The 23,813-nt window shown below is 64.7% G+C and carries 18 protein-coding genes; 5 read left to right on the forward strand and 13 right to left on the reverse strand.

The window, feature by feature from the left end; genetic code table 11:
- Positions 1–60: 60 nt before the first annotated feature.
- From OKC41_RS10540 to OKC41_RS10555, 4 genes are all read right to left on the reverse strand, one after another.
- Positions 61–1,716 carry a cation acetate symporter gene (locus OKC41_RS10540; RefSeq protein ID WP_039039048.1) on the reverse strand — a complete coding sequence of 552 codons (1,656 nt, stop codon included), beginning with the start codon at positions 1,714–1,716 and terminating at the stop codon, positions 61–63.
- The gene (locus tag OKC41_RS10545; RefSeq protein WP_039039049.1) at positions 1,713–2,024 is read right to left on the reverse strand and encodes a DUF485 domain-containing protein; all 312 of its coding nucleotides are present in this window, start codon (positions 2,022–2,024) and stop codon (positions 1,713–1,715) included. The genes OKC41_RS10540 and OKC41_RS10545 overlap by 4 nt, the downstream gene beginning before the upstream one ends.
- Before the next feature lie 107 nt (positions 2,025–2,131).
- Positions 2,132–2,758, reverse strand: a complete 627-nt coding sequence (locus OKC41_RS10550; RefSeq protein ID WP_201894130.1) for a 3'-5' exonuclease — start codon at positions 2,756–2,758, stop codon at positions 2,132–2,134.
- Positions 2,759–2,760: 2 nt separating this feature from the next.
- Complete coding sequence (locus OKC41_RS10555; RefSeq protein ID WP_201894129.1) at positions 2,761–4,548, reverse strand: putative nucleotidyltransferase substrate binding domain-containing protein; 1,788 nt, start codon at positions 4,546–4,548, stop codon at positions 2,761–2,763.
- 157 nt (positions 4,549–4,705) lie between these two features.
- On the opposite strand from OKC41_RS10555, the gene OKC41_RS10560 reads away from it, so the two are divergent.
- Positions 4,706–5,512, forward strand: a complete 807-nt coding sequence (locus OKC41_RS10560) for a crotonase/enoyl-CoA hydratase family protein (protein WP_042016074.1) — start codon at positions 4,706–4,708, stop codon at positions 5,510–5,512.
- Positions 5,513–5,593: 81 nt separating this feature from the next.
- On the opposite strand, the gene OKC41_RS10565 is transcribed toward OKC41_RS10560, so the two are convergent.
- The gene (locus OKC41_RS10565) at positions 5,594–7,087 is read right to left on the reverse strand and encodes a sodium:alanine symporter family protein (RefSeq protein ID WP_201894128.1); all 1,494 of its coding nucleotides are present in this window, start codon (positions 7,085–7,087) and stop codon (positions 5,594–5,596) included.
- Positions 7,088–7,462: 375 nt separating this feature from the next.
- On the opposite strand from OKC41_RS10565, the gene OKC41_RS10570 reads away from it, so the two are divergent.
- Together OKC41_RS10570 and OKC41_RS10575 are read left to right on the forward strand one after the other, a co-directional pair.
- A complete protein-coding gene (locus OKC41_RS10570) occupies positions 7,463–7,831 on the forward strand; it encodes a GNAT family N-acetyltransferase (RefSeq protein WP_010674583.1) in 369 nt (122 codons plus the stop codon).
- 18 nt (positions 7,832–7,849) lie between these two features.
- A complete protein-coding gene (locus OKC41_RS10575; RefSeq protein ID WP_201894126.1) occupies positions 7,850–8,659 on the forward strand; it encodes a zinc-dependent peptidase in 810 nt (269 codons plus the stop codon).
- A gap of 78 nt (positions 8,660–8,737) precedes the next feature.
- Here the strand turns inward: OKC41_RS10575 and OKC41_RS10580 are convergent, their stop codons facing one another.
- The 8 genes from OKC41_RS10580 to OKC41_RS10615 form a co-directional block, all read right to left on the reverse strand.
- Complete coding sequence (locus tag OKC41_RS10580; protein WP_029314465.1) at positions 8,738–9,334, reverse strand: GPR1/FUN34/YaaH family transporter; 597 nt, start codon at positions 9,332–9,334, stop codon at positions 8,738–8,740.
- 1,103 nt (positions 9,335–10,437) lie between these two features.
- Positions 10,438–13,332: a DUF748 domain-containing protein gene (locus OKC41_RS10585; protein WP_234922224.1), complete on the reverse strand. Its 2,895-nt coding sequence runs from the start codon at positions 13,330–13,332 to the stop codon at positions 10,438–10,440.
- 284 nt (positions 13,333–13,616) lie between these two features.
- Entirely contained in the window at positions 13,617–14,030 is a 414-nt protein-coding gene (locus OKC41_RS10590) for a MerR family DNA-binding transcriptional regulator (protein WP_010674587.1), read from the reverse strand.
- A 54-nt stretch (positions 14,031–14,084) separates the two neighbouring features.
- Positions 14,085–15,050 (reverse strand): hydroxymethylglutaryl-CoA lyase, encoded by a 966-nt coding sequence (locus OKC41_RS10595; RefSeq protein WP_201894122.1) that lies wholly within the window; start codon positions 15,048–15,050, stop codon positions 14,085–14,087.
- Positions 15,047–17,011: a biotin carboxylase N-terminal domain-containing protein gene (locus OKC41_RS10600; RefSeq protein WP_201894121.1), complete on the reverse strand. Its 1,965-nt coding sequence runs from the start codon at positions 17,009–17,011 to the stop codon at positions 15,047–15,049. The genes OKC41_RS10595 and OKC41_RS10600 overlap by 4 nt, the downstream gene beginning before the upstream one ends.
- Before the next feature lie 109 nt (positions 17,012–17,120).
- Positions 17,121–17,969, reverse strand: coding sequence for an enoyl-CoA hydratase-related protein (locus OKC41_RS10605; RefSeq protein ID WP_201894120.1), 849 nt, complete (start codon positions 17,967–17,969; stop codon positions 17,121–17,123).
- Positions 17,970–17,978: 9 nt separating this feature from the next.
- Complete coding sequence (locus OKC41_RS10610; protein WP_201894119.1) at positions 17,979–19,595, reverse strand: carboxyl transferase domain-containing protein; 1,617 nt, start codon at positions 19,593–19,595, stop codon at positions 17,979–17,981.
- Positions 19,592–20,740 carry an isovaleryl-CoA dehydrogenase gene (locus OKC41_RS10615; RefSeq protein WP_201894118.1) on the reverse strand — a complete coding sequence of 383 codons (1,149 nt, stop codon included), beginning with the start codon at positions 20,738–20,740 and terminating at the stop codon, positions 19,592–19,594. Before OKC41_RS10615 ends, OKC41_RS10610 begins: the two co-directional genes overlap by 4 nt.
- Before the next feature lie 257 nt (positions 20,741–20,997).
- Between OKC41_RS10615 and OKC41_RS10620 the strand changes: the two genes are divergently transcribed.
- Positions 20,998–22,509 carry a CoA-acylating methylmalonate-semialdehyde dehydrogenase gene (locus OKC41_RS10620; RefSeq protein WP_201894112.1) on the forward strand — a complete coding sequence of 504 codons (1,512 nt, stop codon included), beginning with the start codon at positions 20,998–21,000 and terminating at the stop codon, positions 22,507–22,509.
- 79 nt (positions 22,510–22,588) lie between these two features.
- Positions 22,589–23,746, forward strand: a complete 1,158-nt coding sequence (locus OKC41_RS10625) for an acyl-CoA dehydrogenase family protein (RefSeq protein ID WP_201894110.1) — start codon at positions 22,589–22,591, stop codon at positions 23,744–23,746.
- Positions 23,747–23,813 lie beyond the last annotated feature (67 nt).

A 23,813-nucleotide genomic window follows, 5' to 3' on the forward strand; every position in this document is an offset into this window, starting at 1 on the left:
GCGAGGGAGCGGTCATGAAAAAAGCCGGCACTGGGCCGGCTTGGATGCGTAGGATGCCACTTAGTGGGCGGAGGCGCCGGAGGCACCGAGCCCGGTCTGGGAGCGGACGAACTGCGGGAAGAACTTCGCATGCTCGTCGGAGGCTGCCTGGGACTTGTCGGTGACCGAGAAGAACCAGATCCCGATGAAGGCCAGCCCCATGGAGAAGAGCGCCGGATATTCGTAGGGGAAGATGGCCTGGGCATGACCCAGTACTTTCACCCAGACGGTGGGGCCCAGGATCATCAGGGTTACGGCGCTGATGAGACCGAGCCAGCCGCCATAGACGGCGCCACGGGTGGTCAGGCGGGACCAGAACATGGAGAGGAAGAGCACCGGGAAGTTGCAGCTCGCCGCAATGGAGAACGCCAGGCCCACCATGAAGGCGATGTTCTGCTTCTCGAACAGGATGCCAAGGCCGATGGCGACCACACCCAGCACCAGGGTGGTCATCTTGGAGACACGCAGCTCGTCGGCCTCGTTGGCCTTGCCTTCCTTGATGACGCAGGCATAGAGGTCGTGAGAGACCGCGGAGGCCCCCGCCAGGGTCAGCCCGGCCACGACCGCCAGTATGGTGGCAAACGCCACGGCGGAGATGAAGCCCAGGAACAGGCTGCCGCCCACCGCATCGGCCAGATGGACCGCCGCCATGTTGGTGCCCCCCAGCAGGGCGCCGGTGGCGTCCTTGAAGTCCGGGTTGGTGCTGACCAGCAGGATGGCGCCAAAGCCGATGATGAAGGTGAGGATGTAGAAGTAGCCGATGAAGCCGGTGGCATAGAACACCGATTTACGGGCTTCCTTGGCATCGCTCACGGTAAAGAAGCGCATCAGGATGTGGGGCAGACCGGCGGTACCGAACATCAGGGCCAGCCCAAGGGAGATGGCGGAGATGGGGTCGGCGACCAGGCCCCCCGGGCTCATGATGGCCGCACCATTGGCATGGACCTTGACCGCTTCGCTGAACAGGGTACCGACGTCGAAGTTGACGGACTTCATCACCATGATGGCCATGAAGGAGGCACCGGAGAGCAGCATCACCGCCTTGATGATCTGTACCCAGGTGGTGGCTAGCATGCCGCCGAACAGCACGTAGAGCACCATCAGGATGCCGACCAGCACCACGGCCACGTGGTATTGGAGGCCGAACAAGAGCTCGATGAGCTTGCCGGCACCGACCATCTGGGCGATGAGGTAGAGGGCGACCACCACCAGGGAGCCGCTGGCGGAGAGGCTGCGCACCGAGGTCTGCTTGAGGCGGTAGGAGGCCACGTCGGCAAAGGTGTACTTGCCGAGGTTGCGCAGCCGCTCCGCGATCAGGAACAGGATGATGGGCCAGCCCACCAGGAAGCCGATGGAGTAGATGAGACCGTCGTAGCCCGAGGTGTAGACCAGGGCGGAGATGCCGAGGAAGGAGGCGGCGGACATGTAGTCACCGGCGATGGCCAGACCGTTCTGGAAGCCGGTGATGCGCCCGCCAGCGGCGTAGTAGTCGGAAGCCGAGCGGTTGCGCTTGGAGGCCCAGTAGGTGATGAACAGGGTCGCGGCCACGAAGACCACGAACATCACGATGGCCGAGATATTGAGGGGTTGGCGTTGCACCTCGCCGCTGATGGCGTCGGCCGCCAGCAAGGGGGTGGAGATCAGACCTGCCAGCGGCAGCAGAAACTTGCCTTTCATGATTGCGCTCCCTTGAGGATCTTCTGGTTCAGCTCGTCGAACTCGCCGTTGGCACGAAATACGTAGATACCGGTCAGCACGAAGGCCGATACGATGAGACCAATCCCGACCGGGATGCCACGGGTGATGCTGGAGCCTTCGCTCAAGGGGGTGCCAAGCCAGCCCGGTGCAAAGGCGATGAGCAGGATGAACGCCAGGTAGAGCCCCAGCATCAGGATGGAGAGGGTCCAGGCAAAGCGCTGGCGTTTGGCGACCAGTGCCTGGAAGTTGGGATCTTGCTGGATCCGAAGATACGGTTGCTGTTCCATTGCAGTTCTCCATGACAGTGAATGTCAGCGGTGGATGAGGGGTTCCCTACCGGACAGCACGGCTGTCCATGTAATCAAAATGTGAATTAAATGTTATTTGTGGACAATTAGACTTTGGGATAAGCCAGCGGGCCGCCCTGATGCAGGCGAACAAAGACAAGGGCGGCGGTGACGGCATCGCTCAGGGCGTCGTGGGGGGGCAGGGCTGGCAGCGCCAGATGGCGACAGATCGCGGCCAGGTGCAGATCGATGGCGGCATCGGGATAGCGGCGATAGAGGTGATCGTGATAGAGGCGGCTCACCTCGATGCCGCGCTGGGGGAGGGTGAGCCCCCACAGCCGTTGGCAGGCGAGGTTGAGAATGCGCAGGTCATAGGCGATGTGATACCCCACCAGCTCACGGGGGCCGATGAACTCCAGCAGCGCGCGCAGCGCGGGCTCCAGTGCCATGCCCTGTTGCAGATCCTGATGGCGCAGGCCGTGGATCACCACGGACCCGGTGCTCAGGCTGGCGGGAGCCTGGACCCGGATGGCAAGGGCATCGCCCGTCTCTATCCGGTTGCCCCGGATGCGCACCGCCCCGATGGAGACGATCTCCGCCAGCGCCGGATCCAGGCTGGTGGTCTCGAAGTCCAGCGCCACCCACTCGTCGCCAGCAGGGCGGGCAAAGAGCGGGGCAAACTCCCCCTCCCGAAACATCCTGCCAAGCCAGCGGCGGCGCCAGTGCATCCACATCGCTATTGCCTAAGACGAAAGTGCAAGGTGAGCCATTGCTGGAACTTCTTCACCTGGTGCAGGGCATGGCGCAGCAGATCCCGCTCTGCGGGGCCGAGGTCTGCCACCCGCACCCGTCCGTCTCCCTCCTGCAACTGGCTGCGCAGCCGAAGCCGCATGAACAGCCGGAAGGCCTCCGCCAGATTGGTGCCATAGTCCCGGCTGAGGCGTCCCTGGCCCACCAGGGCCTCGATGCGTCCTGTGGTCGAGGTCTCCAGGATCCCCGCCTCCAGGGAGAGCACCCGGACGCCGTGGACAAGGGGGAAGAGGCCGCCCCGCTTGAGATCCAGCCCCTCCGGGGCTTGCTCCAATCTGCCAAAGAGGGTGAGGGGGGCGTGAAAGGCGACGGCGGCCCTTGCCATCTCCGCCAGCAGATCCGGCCTGTCGGCGAGGCAGGCCCGCAGGTGGCGGGCGACGGGGGCGAGCCGGGCGCGATCTCCCGTGATGGCCTGGGCATCGGCCAGGGTGGCGAGCCAGAGCAGATCCGCTTCGCTGGCGCGCACACAGGCCTGCTCTATCCCTTGCAGCCAGCCGCCAAGCGGCTTCACCCAGGCCGGGTTGTTGACCATCACCCTGCCCGGGCAAGGGGGATAACCCAGGCGCGCCAGCAGGGCGCTGAAGGCGGCCAGATCCGCCGACTGGGTGGGCCACGGCAGGCCATCCGGCAGGATCAGGGCATTGTCCTGATCGGTTTTCTGGATCTGCTCGCCACGCCCCTCCGACCCCAGCATCAGCAGGCACACCTGCTCTTGCTGCGCCGCGGGGATCACCAGGGAAAAGGCCTTGGCGATCAACTGTTCGTTGATGGTGGCGATGAGCTTCATCAGGAACAGGGTGTGGATCCCCTGGGCAAACAGGGAGCGAATGAGCTGCTGCTGCTCCCGGGCGACCGCCTCGAGGGCGGCCGGGGAGTCGGCGCGGGCGATGCGCAGGGTCAGCACATGGGAGTGGGTGGAGAAGAGCCCGAGCACCTGGGTCAGATGCAGGATGCCTGCCACCTCCTGCCCCTGCCAGATGACCAGGCGCTTGATGCGGTGGCGGGTCATCAGCAGCAGGGCATCGAACAGATAGCTCCCCAGTGGCAGACCCGTCAGCGGGGTGGGAGTCAGCACCGCCAGCGGCGCACTGAGCGGCAATCCCTTGAGGGTGAGGGCGTGGAGCAGGGTCTTGCGGGTGGCCAGGCTCAGGCTGCCGTCTGCTCCGGGATAGAGCAGACAGTCGGTGCCCCTGGCCACCATGGCCTCGGTGGCGGCCAGGAGCGAGAGGCTGCTTTCCACAATGAGCGGCGCCTGCAGATGGTCGGGAGCGATACGGGTCAGGATGAACTCCGCCAGGTTCTGCTGTCCGAGCTGACTGCGCCGCTCCTGCTCCCGCTGGCGCTCCGCCAGGGTGGCGGTGAAGTAGCGGGCGAGATGGGGGTGCGCGTCGCACAGGGCCAGAAAGACGGGGCGGGGAATGAGCTGGCAGAGAGTATCTTCCAGGGCGGCGAAACGGTGGCGGCAGTGCCCGTCAAACTGGGCACGGACGTCGAACATGTCCCCCTCGCCATAGTCGCCAAAGGATTGATGGGGGGCAGACTCTTCCACGGCCCCCTTGATGATGAGGTAGAGCCCGGCGGGCTCCTCCCCGGCGTGCTGCACCGTCTGGCCCGCGCGAAAGTAGCAGATGCTGAGGTGCTGACCGAGCCGCTGGCGTGCCTCCTCGTCCAGGCCGTCGAACGGTGGACGGGCAAAATTGAACAGAAGTGACATGAGAGGCTCCACCGTGACCATGGGGCCAGTCTGACAAAGGCTCCACCACCGGGCCAGCCGACTTTAGTCGCAGGCCCGGGGCTGCCTCCCTGTACCTGCCCATAACACTCTGGTAACGTTGTGGTATGACCAGTTGAATCAAAGGACGAAGACGGAGATGGAAAAGCCAAGGGTCAAATGGGTGTTTCAGGAGGGGATTGCCGAGGTGATGCTCTGCCGGGGGGACAAGCTCAACGCGCTGGATCGGGCCATGTTCGACGCCATCGACGAGACGCTGAACGCGGTATCCCGGCAAAAAGGGCTGCGGGCCGTGATCCTGCACGGGGAGGGGCGGGCGTTCTGCGCCGGGCTGGATGTGAAATCCATGCTGAGGCAGCCGGTGGCGGCGCTGGAGATCCTCAAGCGCGAGGCGGACGAGGCGACCAACCTGGCCCAGCGGGTGGCCTATGGCTGGCATCAGTTGCCGGTGCCCGTGATTGCGGTGACCCAGGGGGTCTGTTTTGGCGGCGGCCTGCAAATAGCGCTCGGCGCCGATTTTCGCTTCAGCACCCCGGATTGCCGCTTCTCGGTGATGGAGATCAAGTGGGGCATCATCCCCGACATGAGCGGCAGCGTCACCCTGCGCAACCTGATGGGGATGGATACCGCCATGGAGCTTGCCATGAGCGGGCGCGAGCTGGAAGCCAGCGAAGCCAAGTCCCTCGGCCTGGTGAGCCGGGTGTGCGCGGATCCCCTGGAAGAGGCGCGGGCCTTTGCCCGGACCCTGATCACCAAGTCGCCGGATGCGCTGGCGGGGATCAAGCAGCTCTACACCCAGGCCTGGGCTTGCAGTGACGAGACCATGCTCAAGGAAGAGACCCGGTTGCAGAGGCAGATCCTGGGGCGCCCCAACCAGTGGCGGGCGACCCTCAACAGCCTGTTTCGCTGGCGCCTGCCGTTCGGACCCCGCCGCAACGCGCTCTGAACCGGCGCTCACTCTCAAGAGAGCACAAATAAAAATGGCAGCCTAGGCTGCCATTTTGTTTTCTGTTTAGGGGTCAACGCTTCAGGTGGACTGACGGTCCGGTTCGAAGGGGTGACCGGATTGCTCCTGCTCCAGGTTTTGCTCGGAACGGCGGCCGGTCCAGTAGTCGGCGTTCTTGATGCCGAGCTTTTCCGGGTGGAACACGGGATCCAGTCCCATTGCCTTCTGGGCCTCATAGTCTTTCAGACAGGCGAAGGCGGGCTTTTGCAGCATCAAAATGGCGCCGATGTTGAGCCAGGCCATCAGGCCGACGCCGATGTCACCCAGACCCCAGGCCAGATCAGCGGTCTTGACGGTGCCGTAGACGGTGGATGCCATCAGTGCAATCTTCAGCAGGAAGGTGAGCCAGGGGCGGTTAATCTTGCGATTGACAAAAGCGATGTTGGTTTCGGCGATGTAGTAGTAGGCCACGATGGTGGTGAAGGCGAAGAAGAACAGGGCGATGGCGACGAAGTAGTTGCCAAAGCCTGGCATCATGCTCTCCATGGCGGTCTGCACATAGCCTGGGCCGGCGGCCACGCCGGCGATGCCGGTGTAGAGGGCGGCACCGTCCGGACCCTGCACGTTGTACAGGCCGGTGATGAGCAGCATGAAGCCGGTGGCGGAGCAGACGAACAGGGTGTCGATGTAGACGGAGAACGCCTGCACCAGGCCCTGCTTGGCCGGGTGGCTCACCGCCGCGGCGGAGGAGGCGTGGGGGCCAGTCCCCTGAGCGGCTTCGTTGGAGTAGACGCCGCGCTTGACACCCCACATGATGGCCAGACCCAGAATGGCGCCGAAGCCGGCTTCCATCCCGAAGGCACTCTTCCAGATGAGCAGGATCACGCCCGGCAGTTGGCCGATGTTCAGGGCGATGATGACGCAGGCGACGATGATGTAACCCAGCGCCATGAAGGGCACCACGGTACTGGCGAAGTTGGCGATGCGCTTGACGCCGCCGAAGATGATGAAACCGAGCAGCAGCGCCAGACCGGCGGCGGTCACGTTGGGGTCGATGGCAAAGGCGGTCTGCAGGCTGGAGCCGATGGAGTTCGCCTGTACGCCCGGCAGCAGCACGCCGCAGGCGAAGATGGTGGCGATGGCGAAGGTCCAGGCGTACCACTTCATGCCGAGCCCCTTCTCGATGTAGAAGGCCGGACCGCCGCGGTATTCACCGTTGATCTTCTCCTTGTAGACCTGGCCCAGGGTGGACTCCACGAAGGCGGAGCTGGCGCCGAGGAAGGCAACCATCCACATCCAGAACAGGGCGCCCGGGCCGCCGAAGGTGATGGCGGTGGCCACACCGGCGATGTTGCCGGTACCGACGCGACCGGCCAGGGTCATGGCCAGGGCCTGGAAGGAGGAGACGCCCGCATCCGTACTCTTGCCATCGAACATCAGGCGCACCATTTCCTTGATATGACGCAGTTGCAGGAAACGGCTGCGCAGGGAGAAGTAGAGGCCTACCCCCAGACACAGATAGATGAGCGCTGGGCTCCAAATCACGCCATTGATGGCATTGACGATCTCATTCATGTACAACAACTCCTTTGTTGCGCTGTCTTGGCGAGGTCTATATGCCTCGCTCCCTTAACATTGAAATATGCGGTGACCAAGGGGGTCACTCAGGATTGTGCGGGACTTTCGACTGGTTAGTCCGCGGGATTTAACATATCGGTTTGTTCAGGGCCTTCCTAGTGAAAAGTGTTGTGGCTTTGTTAATTTGTGAATTGACATTAACAAATGGTGAATGGAACTGGACAAGATTCGGTACATACCCATCATCTGCCGCTTTGCCATGCCCAGAGGGCTGATTGGGGTAATGCAAATAGGAGGCCAGGAGTGGCAACAAGGGAAAACAGATACATCATTCGCCTCGCCGGGGAGGAAGATGGGGCTGGATTGACGGGGTTGTTTGCCCAGCTGGGCTACCCCAACCCTGACGGGGCGGTCAGCGCCAGGCTGGCCCAGCCCGATCCGGCGCGGGAGGTCCTGGTGGCCCTGTGCGAGGGGATCCCGGTGGGGGTGCTGGTGTGGCACCACTTGCAACCCATGCACCTTGCACCAGCCTGGGGCCTGATCTCGGCGCTGGTTGTCGATGAGGGTGCAAGGGGCGGGGGCATCGGGGCCCTGCTGCTGGCGGCGGCAGAGCAGCGGGCGGCAGCCCTGGGGTGTGGCCAGCTGGAGCTCTCCAGCAGCCTCAAGCGCGAAGGGGCGCACCGATTTTATCTGGCGCAAGGGTATTGCGAGCGTCCGAAACGTTTTGTGAAAGCTGTCTGATTGGCAAGAGGAGTCCGTGTGTTCTGGTCCAGGTTGAAAGAGGTATTGGGTGGTGCATCTCCCCGGGAGCCCCGTCTCCCCGAAGAGCAGGAGTGGCGCGAGGCGCTGGCGGCGGTGCCCATCTTGCAGGGGCTTGAAGATGAAGAGGTGCAGAGGCTGATGGAGCTGGCGCGCCATTTTCTCTCGCGCAAGACCCTCACCCAGATCGGGGTGGAACTGACGCCCCGCCAGCAGGGGGTGCTGGCCCTGCAGGCAGTGCTGCCCATCCTGCACCTGGGGTTCGATTGGTATCGAGGTTTCCACGAGGTGATCATCATCCCCGAGCCCGTGACCCGTCGTCAGGAGGTGCAGGACGAGTTCGGGCTGGTGAGCGAATTTGAAGAGGAGAACGCCGGTGAATCCTGGCCCCAGGGGCCGCTGGTGCTGGCCTGGAGTGAATTGCAGCAGGACGGTGACTGGGACGGATTCAACCTGGTGATCCATGAGCTTGCCCACAAGCTCGACATGCTGGGAGGGGATGCGGACGGTGCACCGCCCTTGCCGCGGGGCATGGATCCCCAGCAATGGACCCGGGCGCTGCAAGGTGCGTTTGACGAGATGAACGATCAGTTGACCAGAGAGGAGGTGACCGAGATAGACCCCTACGCCGCCTCGCACCCCGCCGAGTTCTTCGCGGTGTGCAGCGAAAGCTTCTTCACCGATCCGTTGCGTCTGCGCGCCGTCTACCCCGCGGTCTATGACCAGTTCGCCCGCTTCTACGGCCAGGATCCCGCCGCCCGCTACCCGGCTACCCGGTTGCTGGCGGGAGATCCCGGAGCGCAGGGCTGACCGGCACGGTGTCCGGGCGGCAGAAACACAAAAGGCACCCGAGGGTGCCTTTTTCGTGACAGCGATGTCGCCGGGTGCTTAGGCAGCGGCTTTGAGCTGGGCGGGAGCGGCTTTCTTCTGCTCGCCGATGGGCAGCACGGTGCGACCGAACTGCTCGTTGATCACGGTGGCCATGGCCAGGTAGATGGCGCTGGCGCCGCAGATGATGCCTTCGAAACCGGCGATGGTGCCGATCAGGGTGCTGCCGGTGAAGTCACGGGCGGCCAGCAGGAAGAACAGCACGGTCAGGGAGGCGAACACGAACTGCTTCACGCGGGGGAAGTTGACGGTCCCGATCAGCATGAACAGGGTGAACATGCCCCACATCAGCAGGTACCAGCCCATGTAGGCGTGGGGAGTGGCCTCGGCCAGACCCATGGTCGGCATCACCAGCAGGAACACCAGGCTCCACCAGAAGGTGCCGTAGGAGATGAAGGCGGTAACACCGAAGGTGTTGCCACGCTTGTACTCCATGATGCCGGCGATGATCTGGGCCAGACCGCCATAGCACAGACCCATGGCCAGGATCATGGCGCTGATGGGGAAGAAACCTGCGTTATGGATGTTCAGCAGAATGGTGGTCATACCGAAACCCATCAGACCCAGAGGGGCAGGGTTGGCCAATTTTTCGCTCACGTGGTGTTCTCCAACAATAGAGGTGGGGTTGATAAAAGACGCGCGATTTTAGGCAGGCTCAGGGTCCCGGGCAAGGGGGGGACACACAGAAATGGTAAAAAAAGAACACGAAAGTTTAAGTGACCAATCATTCGTGCCATTCAGGTAGACGAGTGGTGAATGAAAAACGTTTTCAACGTTGCGATTTTGTATAAAAGGCACCTTGGCATGAAAGTCGGCAACGACGATGGTGACTGGGACTGGTGAGGGAAACGCGCCCCGGATGGTCGCGTCATGGCGGCTTGATTGAAAAATGAGTTCATATGCCATCAGACCAGAGTGTTTCCCTCCTGTTTGTGACCCATGGACCTCCCGTATCGCTTGCCATCGCAGTGTCCGTTGCGCTCCCCATTTTCTCGTCAACCCCGCGCTCGCCACCGTGTTCCCTACACAAGGGCGGGGCGCCTGAGAAACCCGCAAGCGCGCCGTGTTGACTGCCACGGGCGAAAGGGGCGCAAGATCAACGGGTGGGCTCAGAGGCTGCCCTTGTCAAAAAGCCAGAGGCGGGATGGGCCATGGGCCCAGATGACAAAAACCAAGACGCAAGAGGGTGAGCCAAGGGATCGCCCTGTGGCCGGAGGCTTCAACATGGCAGAGACGGCAGCACCGGTTGTACTGGTGAAAAAGCGTCAAGACGGGAGGAATGGCGTCATGGGCTAGCCAGGTGAAAAAACTGAGACGCAAGAGGTTGGGCCAAGGGCGCGGCGTTCTGTGGCAGAGAGCCTCAAGATGGAAAGTGCGGCAGAACGGGGGCCAGTGAAGACGCTTCGAAATGGAAGGGGGCGCGGGGTTGGCCCTGTGGCGTGCGCGAGAGGGTGTTCAGAATTGGCCCGATTAGACACTGTATATCTAATCGGGCCATCTATTTTGACATGCCGACATGCCGACATGCCGACATGCCGACATGCTGACATCCGGGATAACGGGATAACGGGATAACTGGATCACTGGATTGTTCGGGACGGCTAGCGAGAGACAAATCCTGATGGCAGGGGTCGGGGGAGGGAGCCCCTCGGGCCATATGCCGTCGGGGCAAACAAGAGGGGTATACGGCGGTCGCCGGATCAGTTGTCCAGGGTCAGCACCACCTTGGCTTCCTTGTCCGCCTCCTTCACCTGGCTGTCGAGCACGAAGAGGCGCTCCGGCGCGATGCCCTGGGTATCCACCAGATACTCCTTGGTGTTCTGGGCGCGGCGCATGGCGAGGTTTCGCAGGGACTTGGCAGTGATGAGTTGCTGATCCCGCAGCAGGAGCACCGCCTGGGCGCGCAGGGCCTCGCTCCCTTCATCGAGTCGCAACCGGTCGGCCAGATCCCCGAGATCTTCGTTGAACTTGGCTTCATAAGCCTCTGCCAGTGCGGACTGCATGGCGGGATCCTGCTCCAGCAACGTCAAATCCACCGGGCTGCCGGTGATCTTGGCCAGCAGCCGCTCAAGCTTCTGGCGCTGGAGGATGGGGCGCTCTTCGTTGAAGTTGACCTTGCCGCGAATGTTCATGCTGAGCTTGGGCCTCTCCTTGAGGGCCTGGGCGAGGGTGGTCAGCTTGGTCTGCTGGGTCGGGGTCAGGGCGGGATCGCCGGGCAGGAAGGGGAGCTCGTCGAGATCCTTGGTGCCCCCCGTCAGGGACGCAAGCAGGGAGAAGGGGGAGGTGATGGCCTTGCCGAGGGTATTGCCGAGCACGTCCCAGAAGATGTTGCCCAGGCTGAAATCAGGCTGATCCAGATTGCCCTTCACCTTGAGGTTCATCTTGATGACGCCGTTCGAATCGCTCAGCAGGGCGATGGCGAGGCCGAGGGGCAGATCCTTGGCCTGCTCGCTCTTGACCTTCTCCCCGAGTTGCAGCTTCTTGATGGTGATGTCGTTGTCCCCCTCCAGCCGGTTGCCCTGCAGCTTGTAGTTGAGCTTCATGGAGAGCTGCCCCTTGTCGATGGCATAGCCTGCATAGGTGCTGGAGTAGGGGGTGAAGGTGGTGAGCTCCAGGTTGTTGAAGGCCACGGCCACGTCCAGCACGGGATCCTCGATGAGCAGGTTGGCGCCCCCCCGGATGGTGACGGGGGCATAGCGGTCCACCTTGCCGTTGAAGGCGAGCTCGGAGCGCTGCCCCGGGGTGTTGCTGATGTGGCGGCTCTGGCCGTCGAGGGAGGCGATGTCCACCACGAACTCCGGGCTCAGGCTGCGATCGGCGAAGCGCAGGTTGCCCTGGGCGGTACGGATCTGATCGATGACGATGTGCGGGGCGGGGGCGCTCTCCCTGGCGTTCGCGGCGGGTTGCGGCAGCAGCAGTTGCTGCACGTTGGTGATCCCCTCTTCGTTGATCTCGATGCGGGCATAGGGTTTGCTGAGCAGGATGTCGGCGATGCGCAGTTGTTGGCTCAGGCCATCATAGTGCAGGCCGCTCAATTGCAGATTCTCTATCTGGAGCAGGCGCTGGTTGTCGGCCCGATCCAGCACGTTGAGCCCGGCGACCTCGAGTCCACCGCTTATCTCCAGCTTGCTGATGGTCCCCTGGCGGTCGGTGACCAGGTCCAGCCTGGTGCGGCTGGCAAGCTCGCCGTCCCGCACGCTGATGCGCAGCAGATCCTGCAGGTAGGGTTGGGCCAGGATGAGCGGCAGCCCCTGCTGGCGGATGGCGCCGTTCAGGGTGAAGGGGGTCAGCCCCAGGGTGCCGTCAAACGCCACCGTCGTCCTGGTGTCGAGGGCTGCGTTGAGGGTGAGGGGGCTGGGTTGGGCGGTCTGGCTGCCAAGGGGCCCCAGGGTGAGGGCGAGGGCGGAGATGGCCCGTTTCAGGGGCTTGCCGCTGGTGGCTTCGGTCAGGGTGAGGCTGCCCTGGTCGATGCGGGTCTGCTTGAGGGCCCATTGCCAGGGCTTGGCGGGGGTGGCCGGTTGTTTGCCCCCCTTGGGGGTCTTCTGGGGGATCAGCAGGTCCGCGAGATCCAGTTGTTGCTGGTGGTCGAGGACGGCGGTGATGGCCGGGCTCTTGAGGGTGGCGGCATCGAGCTCAAGGCGCTGCTTGTTGCCATCGATGCGGATCCCGGTCAGCGCCAACTGCTTGAAGCGGGCAAATTCCTCCCCCTTGTTGCGTGTGAGCTGCCAGTTGGCCAGGGTCAGCTTGCCCTTTGACAACTGCCAGTCCAGTCCCTGTTTGCCCTGGGTGAGGCGATAGGCGAGCTCGGCGCTGGCCTCCCCTTTGGCGAGGGTCGCCTTGAGGTAGGGGGACCAGAGGGGGGCGAAGGGGGGGATGGCCACCTTGCCAAGGCTGAGGTGGCCCTTGCCGGCGCCGCTCATCATGTCGAACTCCCCTTCGGCCTTGAGGGGGCTCTTCTCGTTGACGGTGGCGCTCAGGCGATAGGGGTTGAGCACCCCCTCTGCGCTGGAAAATCCGGGCAGGTGCAGGGTGAGCTTGTCCAGGGTGAGGGGCGGCACCCACCCCGGGCTGCTCTGCTTGCGGCTGTCCCGGTAGCTGAGCCGGCCCTGCTCGACGGACAGCTTGCCGATGGTCACCAGCACGGGCTCGGTGGCGGCTGGCGGTGTTTGCTCCGGCGCAGGGGAGAGCAGGGAGGCCAGTGCATCGGTCAGGTTGAAGCGCGCCTCCCCTTTGAGATCCTCGAGGCGCACCAGATCTGCCCTGGGGGCGGTCAGGGTGGCCTCTTCCAGTACCAGGGCGCGCTGCTGCCAGCTCGCTTTCAAGGCGGGAATGAGCTTCAGCTCTTCAAACGACACCAGCGCTTGCTGCTGCTCATCGAGCAGGGCGCTGGGCCCCAGCACGAGGGAGGGGGAGCGGATCTCCACCTCTATCTTGCCAAGGGAGAGGTGCAGACCGTAATGGGTGGCAAGCCAGCCGGGGAGATGGCGCTGGATGAGGGTCGGCGCCTGCCAGAGCAGGATGGTGATGCCGATGAGCAGGAGCGCGAGAAGATAGAGGGCATAGCGCAGCAGACGAGCGGGCAGAGGCTTGAGCATGATGGTCTCCATTTGATGCGCATATGGTAGCAATTAATCGTGCCCGGTTCATGGGAAGGACTCATGAGGTGCGCCGCACTCTGACCGGGCTGGGGAATTATTGTGCGACCAAGGCCGGATTTTCCCCGTTTGCCCCACCTCGCCGCTTGCCCAAACCGCCCAGTCTGTCCGGCATGCCGTGACGGGCGATGGGGGGGAACAAGGGGGTTGCCGGGTCAGGGCCTGCCACTGCGGATATCCACTGGAAAACCGGGATACCGGGGGCGAGATACCCCCAGAGTCTGTCAATCCCCGTCGGTTTTCAAGCCGCCGAGGGAGTGGATGCAGCGCTGCTCGGCGGCATCGAGCTCGGCCATCACCATCTGGATGTCCTCCAGCTGCTGGCGCAGGGAGTGGCGTCTGGCTTCGATGAGCTGGATCATGGAGTGAAGCTGCATCCGGCTGGAGCGGTCGGTGTCGTACATGTCGAACAGCTCGCGGATCTCCGCCAGGCTGAACCCGAGGCGCTTGCCGCGCAGGGTCAGTTTCAGGCGGATCCTGTCCTTGTGGCTGTAGATGCGGGTCTGCCCCTCCCGGGTCGGGGTGATGAGCCCCTCGTCCTCGTAATAGCGGATGGTGCGGGGGGTGATGTCGAACTCCTGGGCCAGCTCCGAGATGCTGTAGGTCCTCTCCTTGCCACTGGCGTGTCTGGCTCTCATGGTGCGCCCTCCTGATGAGCTGGCGGGGTCCTGGCACAGCGGCAAGGGCCGGGTTCATGATGCATGATGGCCTCCCGGGGTGCGCTGCTCGCGCTCTTGGCGCCGTCCCCTCCCGTGCAGGGCCTGGCCGACCCGGGAGCCGTTGGGACGCCCCAGCAGCTCGCTCACCCACTGGCCGGTGGCGGCCAGCTGGTCGAGGTCGACGCCGGTGCTCATGCCAAGGCCGTGCAGCAGATAGACCACCTCTTCCGACGCCACATTGCCGGAGGCGCCGGGGGCATAGGGGCAGCCGCCGAGCCCGGCCACCGAGCAGTCGATGGTGCGGATCCCGCGCTCGAGCGCCGGCAGCAGGTTGGCCAGCCCCTGGCCATAGGTGTCGTGAAAATGAACCGCAAGCCGGCCCGCCGGGATCTCGTGCAGCACCGCATCCAGCATGGGAGCCACGGTGCCCGGGGTGCCGACGCCGATGGTGTCGCCGAGGGATATCTCGTGGCAGCCCAGATCCAGCAGCCGCTCGGCCAGGGCGGCGACCCGTTTCGGGCGGGTCGGGCCGTCGAACGGGCAGGCGATGACGGTGGAGAGGTAGCCGCGCACCTTGATGCCGAGGCTGCGCGCCTCCTGCACCAGGGGGGCAAAGCGCACCAGGGACTCCTCCACACTGATGCCGATGTTGGCCCGGGTGAAGCCGTCCGAGCAGGCGGTGAAGAGGCCTATCTCGTCGGCGCGTGCGGCGATGGCGGCCTGCAGACCCTGCAGATTGGGCACCAGGGCGCCATAGCGGGTCGGCCCCCTGCGCGGCAGGGCATTAAAGAGTGCGGCGGAATCCGCCATCTGCGGCACCTTCTTGGGCGACACGAAGGCCCCCACCTCGATGCGCTGCAACCCGCTCTCGGCCAGGCGGGCGATGAGCGCCAGCCGCTGCGCCAGGGAGAGGGTGGCGGTCTCATTTTGCAGGCCGTCCCGCGGCCCCATCTCCACCAGGCTGACCTTGTCGTCCCGGTTCTCGTGCGTGTGGCTCATGAGCGCTCCTCCTGCGCGGTATGGTCCTCGGCAAAGCGCACCAGCACGGCGCCCTGGCTCACCTGTTCCCCCTGGCGGCACTGCAGGGCCTCAATCACCCCGTCCCGGTCAGCCTTGAGGACGTGCTCCATCTTCATCGCCTCCAGCACCAGCAGGGGTTGCCCCTTGCTGACCGGCTGGCCGGCCTCGACCTGCAGCGCCACCACGATGCCGTGCATGGGGGCCAGGATGCCCGGGACATGGCTCGTGTCGTGATCATGGTGGAGCTGATGATGCTGATCATCGAGCGAGAAGCGGATGCGTCTGCCCGCCAGGTGCAGCAAATAGGCGCCCTCGCCGAGGGGCTGCACCGGATAGCGTTGCCAATGTCCACCTTGGCACTGGCGGATCTGATCTGACCCGAGTTCGAACGGGATCTGCTCGCTCTGCCAGAGCAGGGCGCCTCCTCGCTCGGCGAGGGTGAGAGTGCGGGCCTCCTCGCCGATGCGCACCGTGGCGCAAAAGCGGCGGGTGGGGCCCAGCCGAAAGCCTGCTGCCTGCAGCCAGGGGGAGGCATCGCGCTCGCAAGTGGCGAGCCAGAGGGTGGCGAGGGGCCAGGCGATCGCCGGAACAGGCAGGGTGTCGGTGGGAATGGGCCACTGGGTGTGGTGGCGCATCGCCAGCACCTCTGGCACTTCGCACAGGCGTTGCAGGAGCGGGCCGTTGTGCACCAGAGGGCCGAGATCCAGGGCTGCCAGGGCATCGGCCAGGGTGGCAAAGGCTTCGCTGCGGCTCGGTGCGTGGGCGACGAGCTTGGCGATCATGGGGTCGTAATAGGGGCTCACCTCATCGCCGGCGGTGACGCCGGTGTCGATGCGTACCCCCTTGGGCCAGGTGAGCCAGTGGATGGGGCCGCTCGCTGGCAGGAAACCGGCGGCCACGTCTTCGGCGTAGAGGCGCGCCTCCACCGCGTGGCCGCGCAGCACCACCTGCTCCTGGGTGAGGGGCAGCGGTTTGCCCTCGGCCACCGCCAGCTGCCAGGCCACCAGATCCTGGCCTGTGATGGCTTCGGTAACCGGATGCTCCACCTGCAACCGGGTGTTCATCTCCATAAAGAAGAACTCCTCCTTGCAGAGCAGAAACTCGATGGTGCCCGCCCCCCGATAGGCGATGGCCTTGGCCGCCGCCACGGCCGCCTCGCCCATGGCGCGGCGCAGGGCAGGGGAGATGTCGGGGGCGGGGGCCTCCTCGATCACCTTCTGGTGGCGGCGCTGCAAGGAGCAGTCCCGGTCCCCCAGATAGATGGCGTTGCCGAGGGCATCGGCAAAGACCTGCACCTCCACGTGACGGGCGCAGGGGAGATAGCGCTCCAGCAGCACATGGTCGTCGCCAAAGGCGGCACTCGCCTCCCGCTTGACTGCCGCCAGGGCTGCGTCAAAGTCGGCCAGCTGATCGACCCGGCGCATCCCCTTGCCACCGCCGCCACTGGCCGCCTTGATAAGGAGCGGGAAGCCCACCTGGCTCGCCTGATCGCGCAAAAAGTCGAGGTGCTGATCCGCGCCGTGATAACCGGGCAGCACGGGGACGCCGGCTGCCTGCATCAGCCCCTTGGCCCCCGACTTGTCCCCCATGGCGAGGATGGCGGCGCCGCTTGGGCCGATAAAGCGCAGGCCCCGCTGCTCGCAGGCGGTGGCAAAGTCGCTGTTCTCGGAGAGGAAACCGTAGCCCGGGTGGATGGCGTCGGCATTCGCCTCTTTGGCAATCTTGAGCACCTTGCCGGTGTCGAGGTAGCTCTCCCGGGCGGGGGCCGGCCCCAGATGCCAGGCCTCGTCGGCTTCGCGCACATGCATGGCGCGGGCGTCGGCGTCCGAGTAGAGGGCGATGGTGTGAATGCCGAGGCGCCGTGCGGTCTTGATGATGCGCACGGCGATTTCACCGCGGTTGGCGATCAGCAGGCGCTTGATGGGAGTGTGATGGGTCATGCTGACTCCCTGCTGTTGAAGGTGCACAAGTGCGAAGCGTGTTGATCCACACTCCAGTGATATTGACCACAGTTGGCGATCAGCAGGGGCTTGATGGGGTGGTATTGAGTCATGCTTCGTCCTTGAAACGGGGGCGCCATGTTGGGGGGCGTTTGTCGAAGAAGGCCTGGATCCCTTCCTGGGCCTCGAGACCGACCCGTACCCGGGCGATGGTCTCGACGGTCTGCTCTTCGTGCTGGTGGCCTGGGCGCCCTTCGAGGGCGGCCAGCAGCCGCTTGGTCTCCTTCATCGCCTGGGGGGCGTTGCGACACAACCGCAGGGCCATAGCGCGTCCCTCCGCCAGCAACTGATCAGGCTGGCTGAGCCTGTGCACCACGTTGAGTCGGCAGGCGGTGATGGCATCGAAAGGCTCCGCGCTCAGCATGTAGCGGCGGGCCTGACGCATCCCCATGGCGCGCACCACGTAGGGGCTGATCACCGCAGGCACCAGTCCCAGGGTCACCTCGGAGAGGCAGAAGCGGGCATTTTCGCTGGCCAGCACGATGTCGCAGGCGCAGACAAGTCCCAAGGCTCCGCCGTAGGCGGCCCCCTGCACCAGGGCCACCGTGGGGAAGGGCAGCTCGTCCAGTGCCTGCATCAGGTGGGCCAGCACCCGGGCGTCCTCGCGATTCTTGTCAAAGGCACGGGGGTCGAACGCCTCCCCTGCCATCTTGCGCATCCACTCGAGATCGGCGCCCGCGCAAAAATGCGGACCCTCGGCGCGCAGCAGCAGCACGTGGGGGCGGTCGGCCAGCGGCTGGCCATGGGTCAGCTCGTCGAGGCTGTCGAGCAGCCCCTGCATCAGGTCGGCATCGAGGGCGTTGTGGCGGGCCGGGCGGGCGAGCACCAGCTCGATCACCGGGCCGTGGCGCTCCAGGCGAAAATGGGCAAGGGGATCGTTGAAGAGCGGGTCTGACATATGAACTCCTTACATCCGGAAGATGCCGTACTGCCGGGGGCCCGGCTCGGCCCCCTGGCAGGCCGCCAGCGCCAGGGCCAGCACGGTGCGGCTCTGGGCCGGGTCGATGACGCCGTCATCCCACAGGCGAGCACTGGCGTAATAGGGGTGACCCTGGCGCTCGTACTGCGCGATCACCGGGGCGCGAATGGCGGCCGCCTCCGACTCGCCCAGAGTCTTGCCCTCGGCGGCCAGCTTGTCCCGGCGCACCTGCACCAGCACCCCGGCCGCCTGCTCACCCCCCATGACGGAGATGCGGCTGTTGGGCCAACTGAACAGAAAATCCGGTTCATAGGCGCGCCCGCACATGCCGTAGTTGCCGGCACCGAAGCTGCCGCCGACGATCAGGGTGATCTTGGGCACCCGGCTGCAGGCCACGGCGGTCACCAGCTTGGCGCCGTGCTTGGCGATCCCCTCTTTCTCCGCCGTACTCCCCACCATAAAGCCGGTGATGTTTTGCAGAAACAGCAGCGGGATCCCCCGCTGGTTGCAGAGCTGGATGAAGTGGGCTCCCTTCTGGGCGCTGTCGCTGTGCAGCACGCCGTTGTTGGCGAGGATCCCCACCTGCATGCCCTCAATGCGGGAAAAACCCGTCACCAAGGTAGTGCCGAACAACGCCTTGAATTCGTCAAACACAGAGCCATCCACCAGCCGGGCGATCAATTCTCGTGCGTCATAGGGGCGCTTGAGACTGGTGCCCACCAGGCCGTAGAGCTCCTCGATGGGGTAGTGCGGCTCATCATAGGAGGGAGCGGATGGGGCGGGTGACGCCGCCGTCTGGCTGTCACCCAGGTTGCTTACCAGGGTGCGGGCGATGGCAAGGGCATGGGCATCGTCCCGGGCCATGTGATCCGCCACCCCGGAGTGGACGCAGTGCACCTCGGCGCCGCCCAAGGCTTCTGCGCTGATCTCCTCACCGGTGGCGGCCTTGACCAGGGGCGGGCCCGCCAGAAAGAGAGTGGCCTGCTCCCTGACCATGATGGACTCGTCCGCCATGGCGGGCACATAGGCACCCCCGGCGGTACAGAGCCCCATCACCACCGCCAGCTGGGGGATGCTCTGGGCCGACATGCGAGCCTGATTGTAGAAGATGCGGCCAAAATGATCCCGGTCGGGGAACACCTCGTCCTGCATGGGCAGGAAGGCGCCGCCGGAATCCACCAGATAGAGGCAGGGGAGGCGCAGCCGCTCGGCGATGGCCTGGGCGCGCAGGTGCTTTTTCACCGTGAGGGGGTAGTAGGTGCCGCCCTTCACGGTGGCGTCATTCACCACCAGCATGCACAGGCGCCCAGAGACCCGGCCGATGCCGGTGATGAGGCCGGCGGCGGGCACTGGCTCGTCATAGACCTGCCAGCCGGCCAGTGCCGACAGTTCGAGAAAGGGAGAGCCCGGGTCCAGCAGCTGGTCGATGCGCTCCCGGGGCAGCAGCTTGCCACGGGCCTGATGGCGGGCGTTGTTGGCAGCACCGCCGCCCAAGGCTATCTCCTCCAGGCGGGCATTGAGATCGTCGACCAAGGCCTGCATGGCGGCCCGATTTGCCTCATAGTCGGGGCTCGCGGTGTCTAGGCGGGAGTGGATCCTGCTCATGCGCGCTCTCCCATCAGCTCGCGGCCGATGAGCCAGCGGCGGATCTCCGAGGTGCCGGCGCCTATTTCGTAGAGCTTGGCGTCCCGCAGCAGGCGGCCGGTGGGGTATTCGTTGATGTAGCCGTTGCCGCCGAGCAGCTGGATGGCATCGAGGGCCATCTGGGTGGCGTTCTCGGCGGCAAACAGGATGGCGGCGGCGCAATCCTTGCGGCTGGTGCGACCCTGATCGCAGGCGCTCGCCACCGAGTAGACCAGCGCCCGGCTGCTGGCGAGGCGGGTATACATGTCGGCGAGCTTGCCCTGCACCAGCTGAAACTCGCCGATGGCCTGACCGAACTGCTTGCGCTCGCGCACATAGGGGAGCACCACGTCCATGCAGGCCTGCATGATGCCAAGGGGGCCAGCCGCCAGCACCACCCGCTCGTAGTCCAGACCGCTCATCAACACCTTGACCCCGCCGTGCAGGGTGCCCAGCAGGTTCTCCTGCGGCACCCGGCAGTTGTCGAACACCAGTTCGCAGGTACTGGAGCCGCGCATGCCGAGCTTGTCGAGCTTCTGGGCGGTGGAAAAACCGGGAGTACCCGCCTCGACGATAAAGGCGGAAATCCCTTTGGGCCCGGCGGCGGCATCCGTCTTGGCATAGATGACGAAGGTGTCGGCATCGGGTCCGTTTGTGATCCACATCTTGTTGCCGTTCAGCACGAAGTGATCCCCCTCGCGCACCGCGGTGAGGCGCATGCTCACCACGTCGGAGCCGGCACCCGGCTCGCTCATGGCCAGCGCCCCCACGTGTTTGCCGCTGACCAGATCAGGCAGATATCTCGCCTTCTGATCAGGGGTGCCGTGGCGGTGGATCTGGTTGATGCAGAGGTTGGAGTGGGCGCCGTAGGAGAGGCCGACCGAGGCGCTGGCGCGGCTCACCTGCTCCATCACCAGCACATGGGCCAGATAGCCGAGGTTCACCCCGTCATATTCCTCCGCCACCGTGATGCCGTGCAGCCCCAGCTCCCCCATGCGGGGCCAGAGATCCCGGGGAAAAGCGTTGCTCTGATCGATCTCGCTGGCGCGCGGTGCGATCACTTTCTGGCAGAAAGCCTCGACCTGTTCGGTCAGGGCCTGGAGGGTTTCATCCATCAGGGCATGCATCCGTGCTCTCCTTGGTGCAGTGGACTGCCGATTTCCCCTGCCATCAGGGTGATGACTGGTCAGTCCATTCGTGATTCAAGTTTACGTTAGCGTAAACGTAAATTGATTGTTAGTCTAAGGTAAATTCGATGGCAGCCCGCCGCAAGGGGCTACCCGGGCAGAGGAGCGCAAGGAGTGAACAGGATGTGCAACAGCAACATGGATGTGGCCGGCCTGCAGTGGCCTGCCATCGCCTGCCAACGGGCTAGGAGGGGGGCATGAGCCAGCATCACACCCAGTACGGGGATCTGCCGCTCTACATCGGTGGCGAGGCGTGTCCGTCCGCAAGCGACGAGTGGATAGAGGTGACCAACCCGGCGGATCAGAGTCTGCTGGCGCGGGTGCCTAAGGCTACCCCGGCCGAGATCGAGCACGCGGTACGTACCGCCCACGACGCCTATCTGCTGTGGCGAGAAGTGCCGGCCCCCGAGCGGGCTCGGGTGATGTTCAACTACCAGCATCTGTTGAAAGTGCATCACGACGAGCTGGCGACCCTGCTGGCCCAGGAAACCGGCAAGAACCTGGCGGATGCCAAGGGGGATGTGTGGCGCGGCATTGAGGTGGTGGAGCAGGCCTGCGGTATTGCCAGCCAGACTCTGGGGGAGACCATGGGCAACGTGGCGCGCCGGGTGGATGGCCACTCCTGGGTGCAGCCCCTCGGGGTCTGCGTCGGCATCACGCCGTTCAACTTTCCGGCCATGATCCCGCTCTGGATGTTCCCGCTGGCGGTGGCCTGCGGCAACGGCTTCGTGCTCAAGCCCTCCGAGCAGGATCCCCTCACCCCCATGCGCCTGGCCGAGCTGTTTACCGAGGCGGGGGCCCCCAAGGGCATTCTGTCGGTGGTGCATGGCGGCGCCGAGCAGGTGGATGCGCTGCTGGCCCATCCCGATATCAAGGCAGTCAGTTTCGTGGGTTCGGCCCGGGTCGGCGGCCACGTCTATCGCAGCGCCACGTCGCAACTCAAGCGGGCCCAGTGCTTTGTCGGCGCCAAGAATCACATGGTGATCATGCCGGATGCCAACAAGGCGCAGGTACTCGGCAACCTGGTGGGAGCGGGAGTCGGCGCCGCCGGTCAGCGCTGCATGGCCATCAGCGTGGCGGTGTTCGTGGGGAACGCCAGGGAGTGGATCCCCGAGCTTGCCGCCGAGTTCGCCAAGGTGAAACCCGGCGTCTGGCACGATCCCGAAGCGGCTTATGGCCCCCTCATCAGCCCGGAGGCGAAAGTCAGGGTGGAGGGGCTTATCGAGGCGGGGATTGCCGAGGGAGCCGAGTGCCTGCTTGACGGCCGTTTTTGCGACGTCCCCGGCTACCCGGTGGGCAACTGGGTGGGGCCGACCCTGTTTCGCGGTGTGACCCCCGAGATGCGCATCTATAAGGAGGAGATCTTCGGGCCCGTGCTGGCCTGCCTCGAGGTGGGGAGCCTGGATGAGGCGCTTGCCCTCATCAACGCCAACCCCTATGGCAACGGCACCTCCCTCTTCACCGGCTGTGGCGCCGCCGCCCGCAAGTTCCGCCACGAGGTGGCGGTGGGCCAGGTGGGGATCAACGTGCCCATCCCGGTGCCGCTGCCGTTCTTCTCTTTTACCGGCTGGCGCGGCTCCTTCTACGGGGATCTGCACGCCTACGGCAAACAGGCGGTGCGTTTTTACACCGAGACCAAGACGGTGACGGAGCGCTGGTTCGACGAAGTCATTCCCAGCGGCCCCAATATGACCATTCAGCTGCGCTGATGGCAGGTTGCCCACTTTGCCCGGGCGCCCCCATTGACAGCAACGGATCGACGGAACAAGTACAAAGGAAGCGAACAAGATGGATTTTACCCTGACCGAATCCCAACGGGCCTGTGTCGAGTCGGCCGGCGCCTTCGCCGATCTGGCGCTCAAACCCCACGCCGCGCGCTGGGACAGGGAGCACGAGTTCCCCATCCCCACCATCAAGCAGGCGGCGGCGCTGGGCCTGTGCGGCCTCTATACCCCGGAGCAGTATGACGGTCTGGGTCTGAGCCGGCTCGATGCCAGCCTCATCTTCGAGCGCCTCGCCATGGGCTGCACCTCCACCACCGCCTATCTCACCATCCACAACATGGTGAGCTGGATGCTGGGCAGCTGGCTGCCTGCCGAGGTGGCCGAGGAGTGGGTACCCAGGCTCGCCAGCGGCGAGTTGCTGGGATCCTACTGCCTCACCGAGCCAGGGGCGGGCTCCGACGCTGCGGCCCTCAAGACCCGCGCCGTGCGCGATGGCGAAGAATACCTCATCGACGGCAGCAAGGTGTTCATCTCGGGCGCCGGCAGCACCGACGTGCTGGTGGTGATGGCCCGCACCGGTGGTGAGGGGGCCAAGGGGATCTCTGCCTTCATGGTACCGGCCCAGACCCCCGGCGTGAGCTACGGCAAGGCGGAGGAGAAGATGGGCTGGAACAGCCAGCCGACCCGGGAGGTGAACTTCAATGCCGTGCGCATTCCCGCTCGCTTCCGGCTGGGGCAGGAGGGGGAAGGGTTCAAGTTCGCCATGCAGGCGCTCGATGGGGGGCGCATCAACATCGCCAGCTGTTCGCTGGGCACCGCCCAGCAGGCTCTCAACGATGCCCTGGCCCATGTGCAGCAGCGCCAGCAATTTGGACACCCGATCAGCGAATTCCAGAGCGTGCAGTTTCGCCTGGCCGACATGGCCACCGAGCTCGCCGCCGCCCGCCTGCTGGTGCGCCAGGCGGCCGCCAAACTCGATGAGGGCAGCCCGGACAAAAGTGCTTGGTGCGCCATGGCCAAGCGTTTTGCCACCGACGTGGGGCACCGCATCTGCGACGACGCCCTGCAACTCTTTGGCGGCTATGGTTATATCCGCGAGTATCCGCTTGAGCGCTATCTGCGCGATACCCGGGTGCACCGCATTCTGGAAGGGACGAATGAAGTGATGCGGCTCATCATCGCCCGCCGCCTGCTGGCCGACCCCGGCCTGTCGCTGGAGTAGCGGGAGTAGCCTGCCCTGAGGACGCAGTCGGCACGTCCTCAGGCTTTGTGAGCCAGGAGCAGGTTGG

The sequence above is a fragment of the Aeromonas sp. QDB17 genome, assembly GCF_027705305.1.
GTDB lineage: Bacteria > Pseudomonadota > Gammaproteobacteria > Enterobacterales > Aeromonadaceae > Aeromonas > Aeromonas caviae.

Bases quoted from the DNA above. Each gene is read 5' to 3' on its own strand.
- OKC41_RS10540 (WP_039039048.1), bottom strand. From the start codon at position 1,716: ATGAAAGGCAAGTTTCTGCTGCCGCTGGCAGGTCTGATCTCCACCCCC.
- OKC41_RS10545 (WP_039039049.1), bottom strand. From the start codon at position 2,024: ATGGAACAGCAACCGTATCTTCGGATCCAGCAAGATCCCAACTTCCAG.
- OKC41_RS10550 (WP_201894130.1), bottom strand. From the start codon at position 2,758: ATGTGGATGCACTGGCGCCGCCGCTGGCTTGGCAGGATGTTTCGGGAG.
- OKC41_RS10555 (WP_201894129.1), bottom strand. From the start codon at position 4,548: ATGTCACTTCTGTTCAATTTTGCCCGTCCACCGTTCGACGGCCTGGAC.
- OKC41_RS10560 (WP_042016074.1), top strand. From the start codon at position 4,706: ATGGAAAAGCCAAGGGTCAAATGGGTGTTTCAGGAGGGGATTGCCGAG.
- OKC41_RS10565 (WP_201894128.1), bottom strand. From the start codon at position 7,087: ATGAATGAGATCGTCAATGCCATCAATGGCGTGATTTGGAGCCCAGCG.
- OKC41_RS10585 (WP_234922224.1), bottom strand. From the start codon at position 13,332: ATGCTCAAGCCTCTGCCCGCTCGTCTGCTGCGCTATGCCCTCTATCTT.
- OKC41_RS10590 (WP_010674587.1), bottom strand. From the start codon at position 14,030: ATGAGAGCCAGACACGCCAGTGGCAAGGAGAGGACCTACAGCATCTCG.
- OKC41_RS10595 (WP_201894122.1), bottom strand. From the start codon at position 15,050: ATGAGCCACACGCACGAGAACCGGGACGACAAGGTCAGCCTGGTGGAG.
- OKC41_RS10600 (WP_201894121.1), bottom strand. From the start codon at position 17,011: ATGACCCATCACACTCCCATCAAGCGCCTGCTGATCGCCAACCGCGGT.
- OKC41_RS10605 (WP_201894120.1), bottom strand. From the start codon at position 17,969: ATGTCAGACCCGCTCTTCAACGATCCCCTTGCCCATTTTCGCCTGGAG.
- OKC41_RS10610 (WP_201894119.1), bottom strand. From the start codon at position 19,595: ATGAGCAGGATCCACTCCCGCCTAGACACCGCGAGCCCCGACTATGAG.
- OKC41_RS10615 (WP_201894118.1), bottom strand. From the start codon at position 20,740: ATGCATGCCCTGATGGATGAAACCCTCCAGGCCCTGACCGAACAGGTC.
- OKC41_RS10620 (WP_201894112.1), top strand. From the start codon at position 20,998: ATGAGCCAGCATCACACCCAGTACGGGGATCTGCCGCTCTACATCGGT.
- OKC41_RS10625 (WP_201894110.1), top strand. From the start codon at position 22,589: ATGGATTTTACCCTGACCGAATCCCAACGGGCCTGTGTCGAGTCGGCC.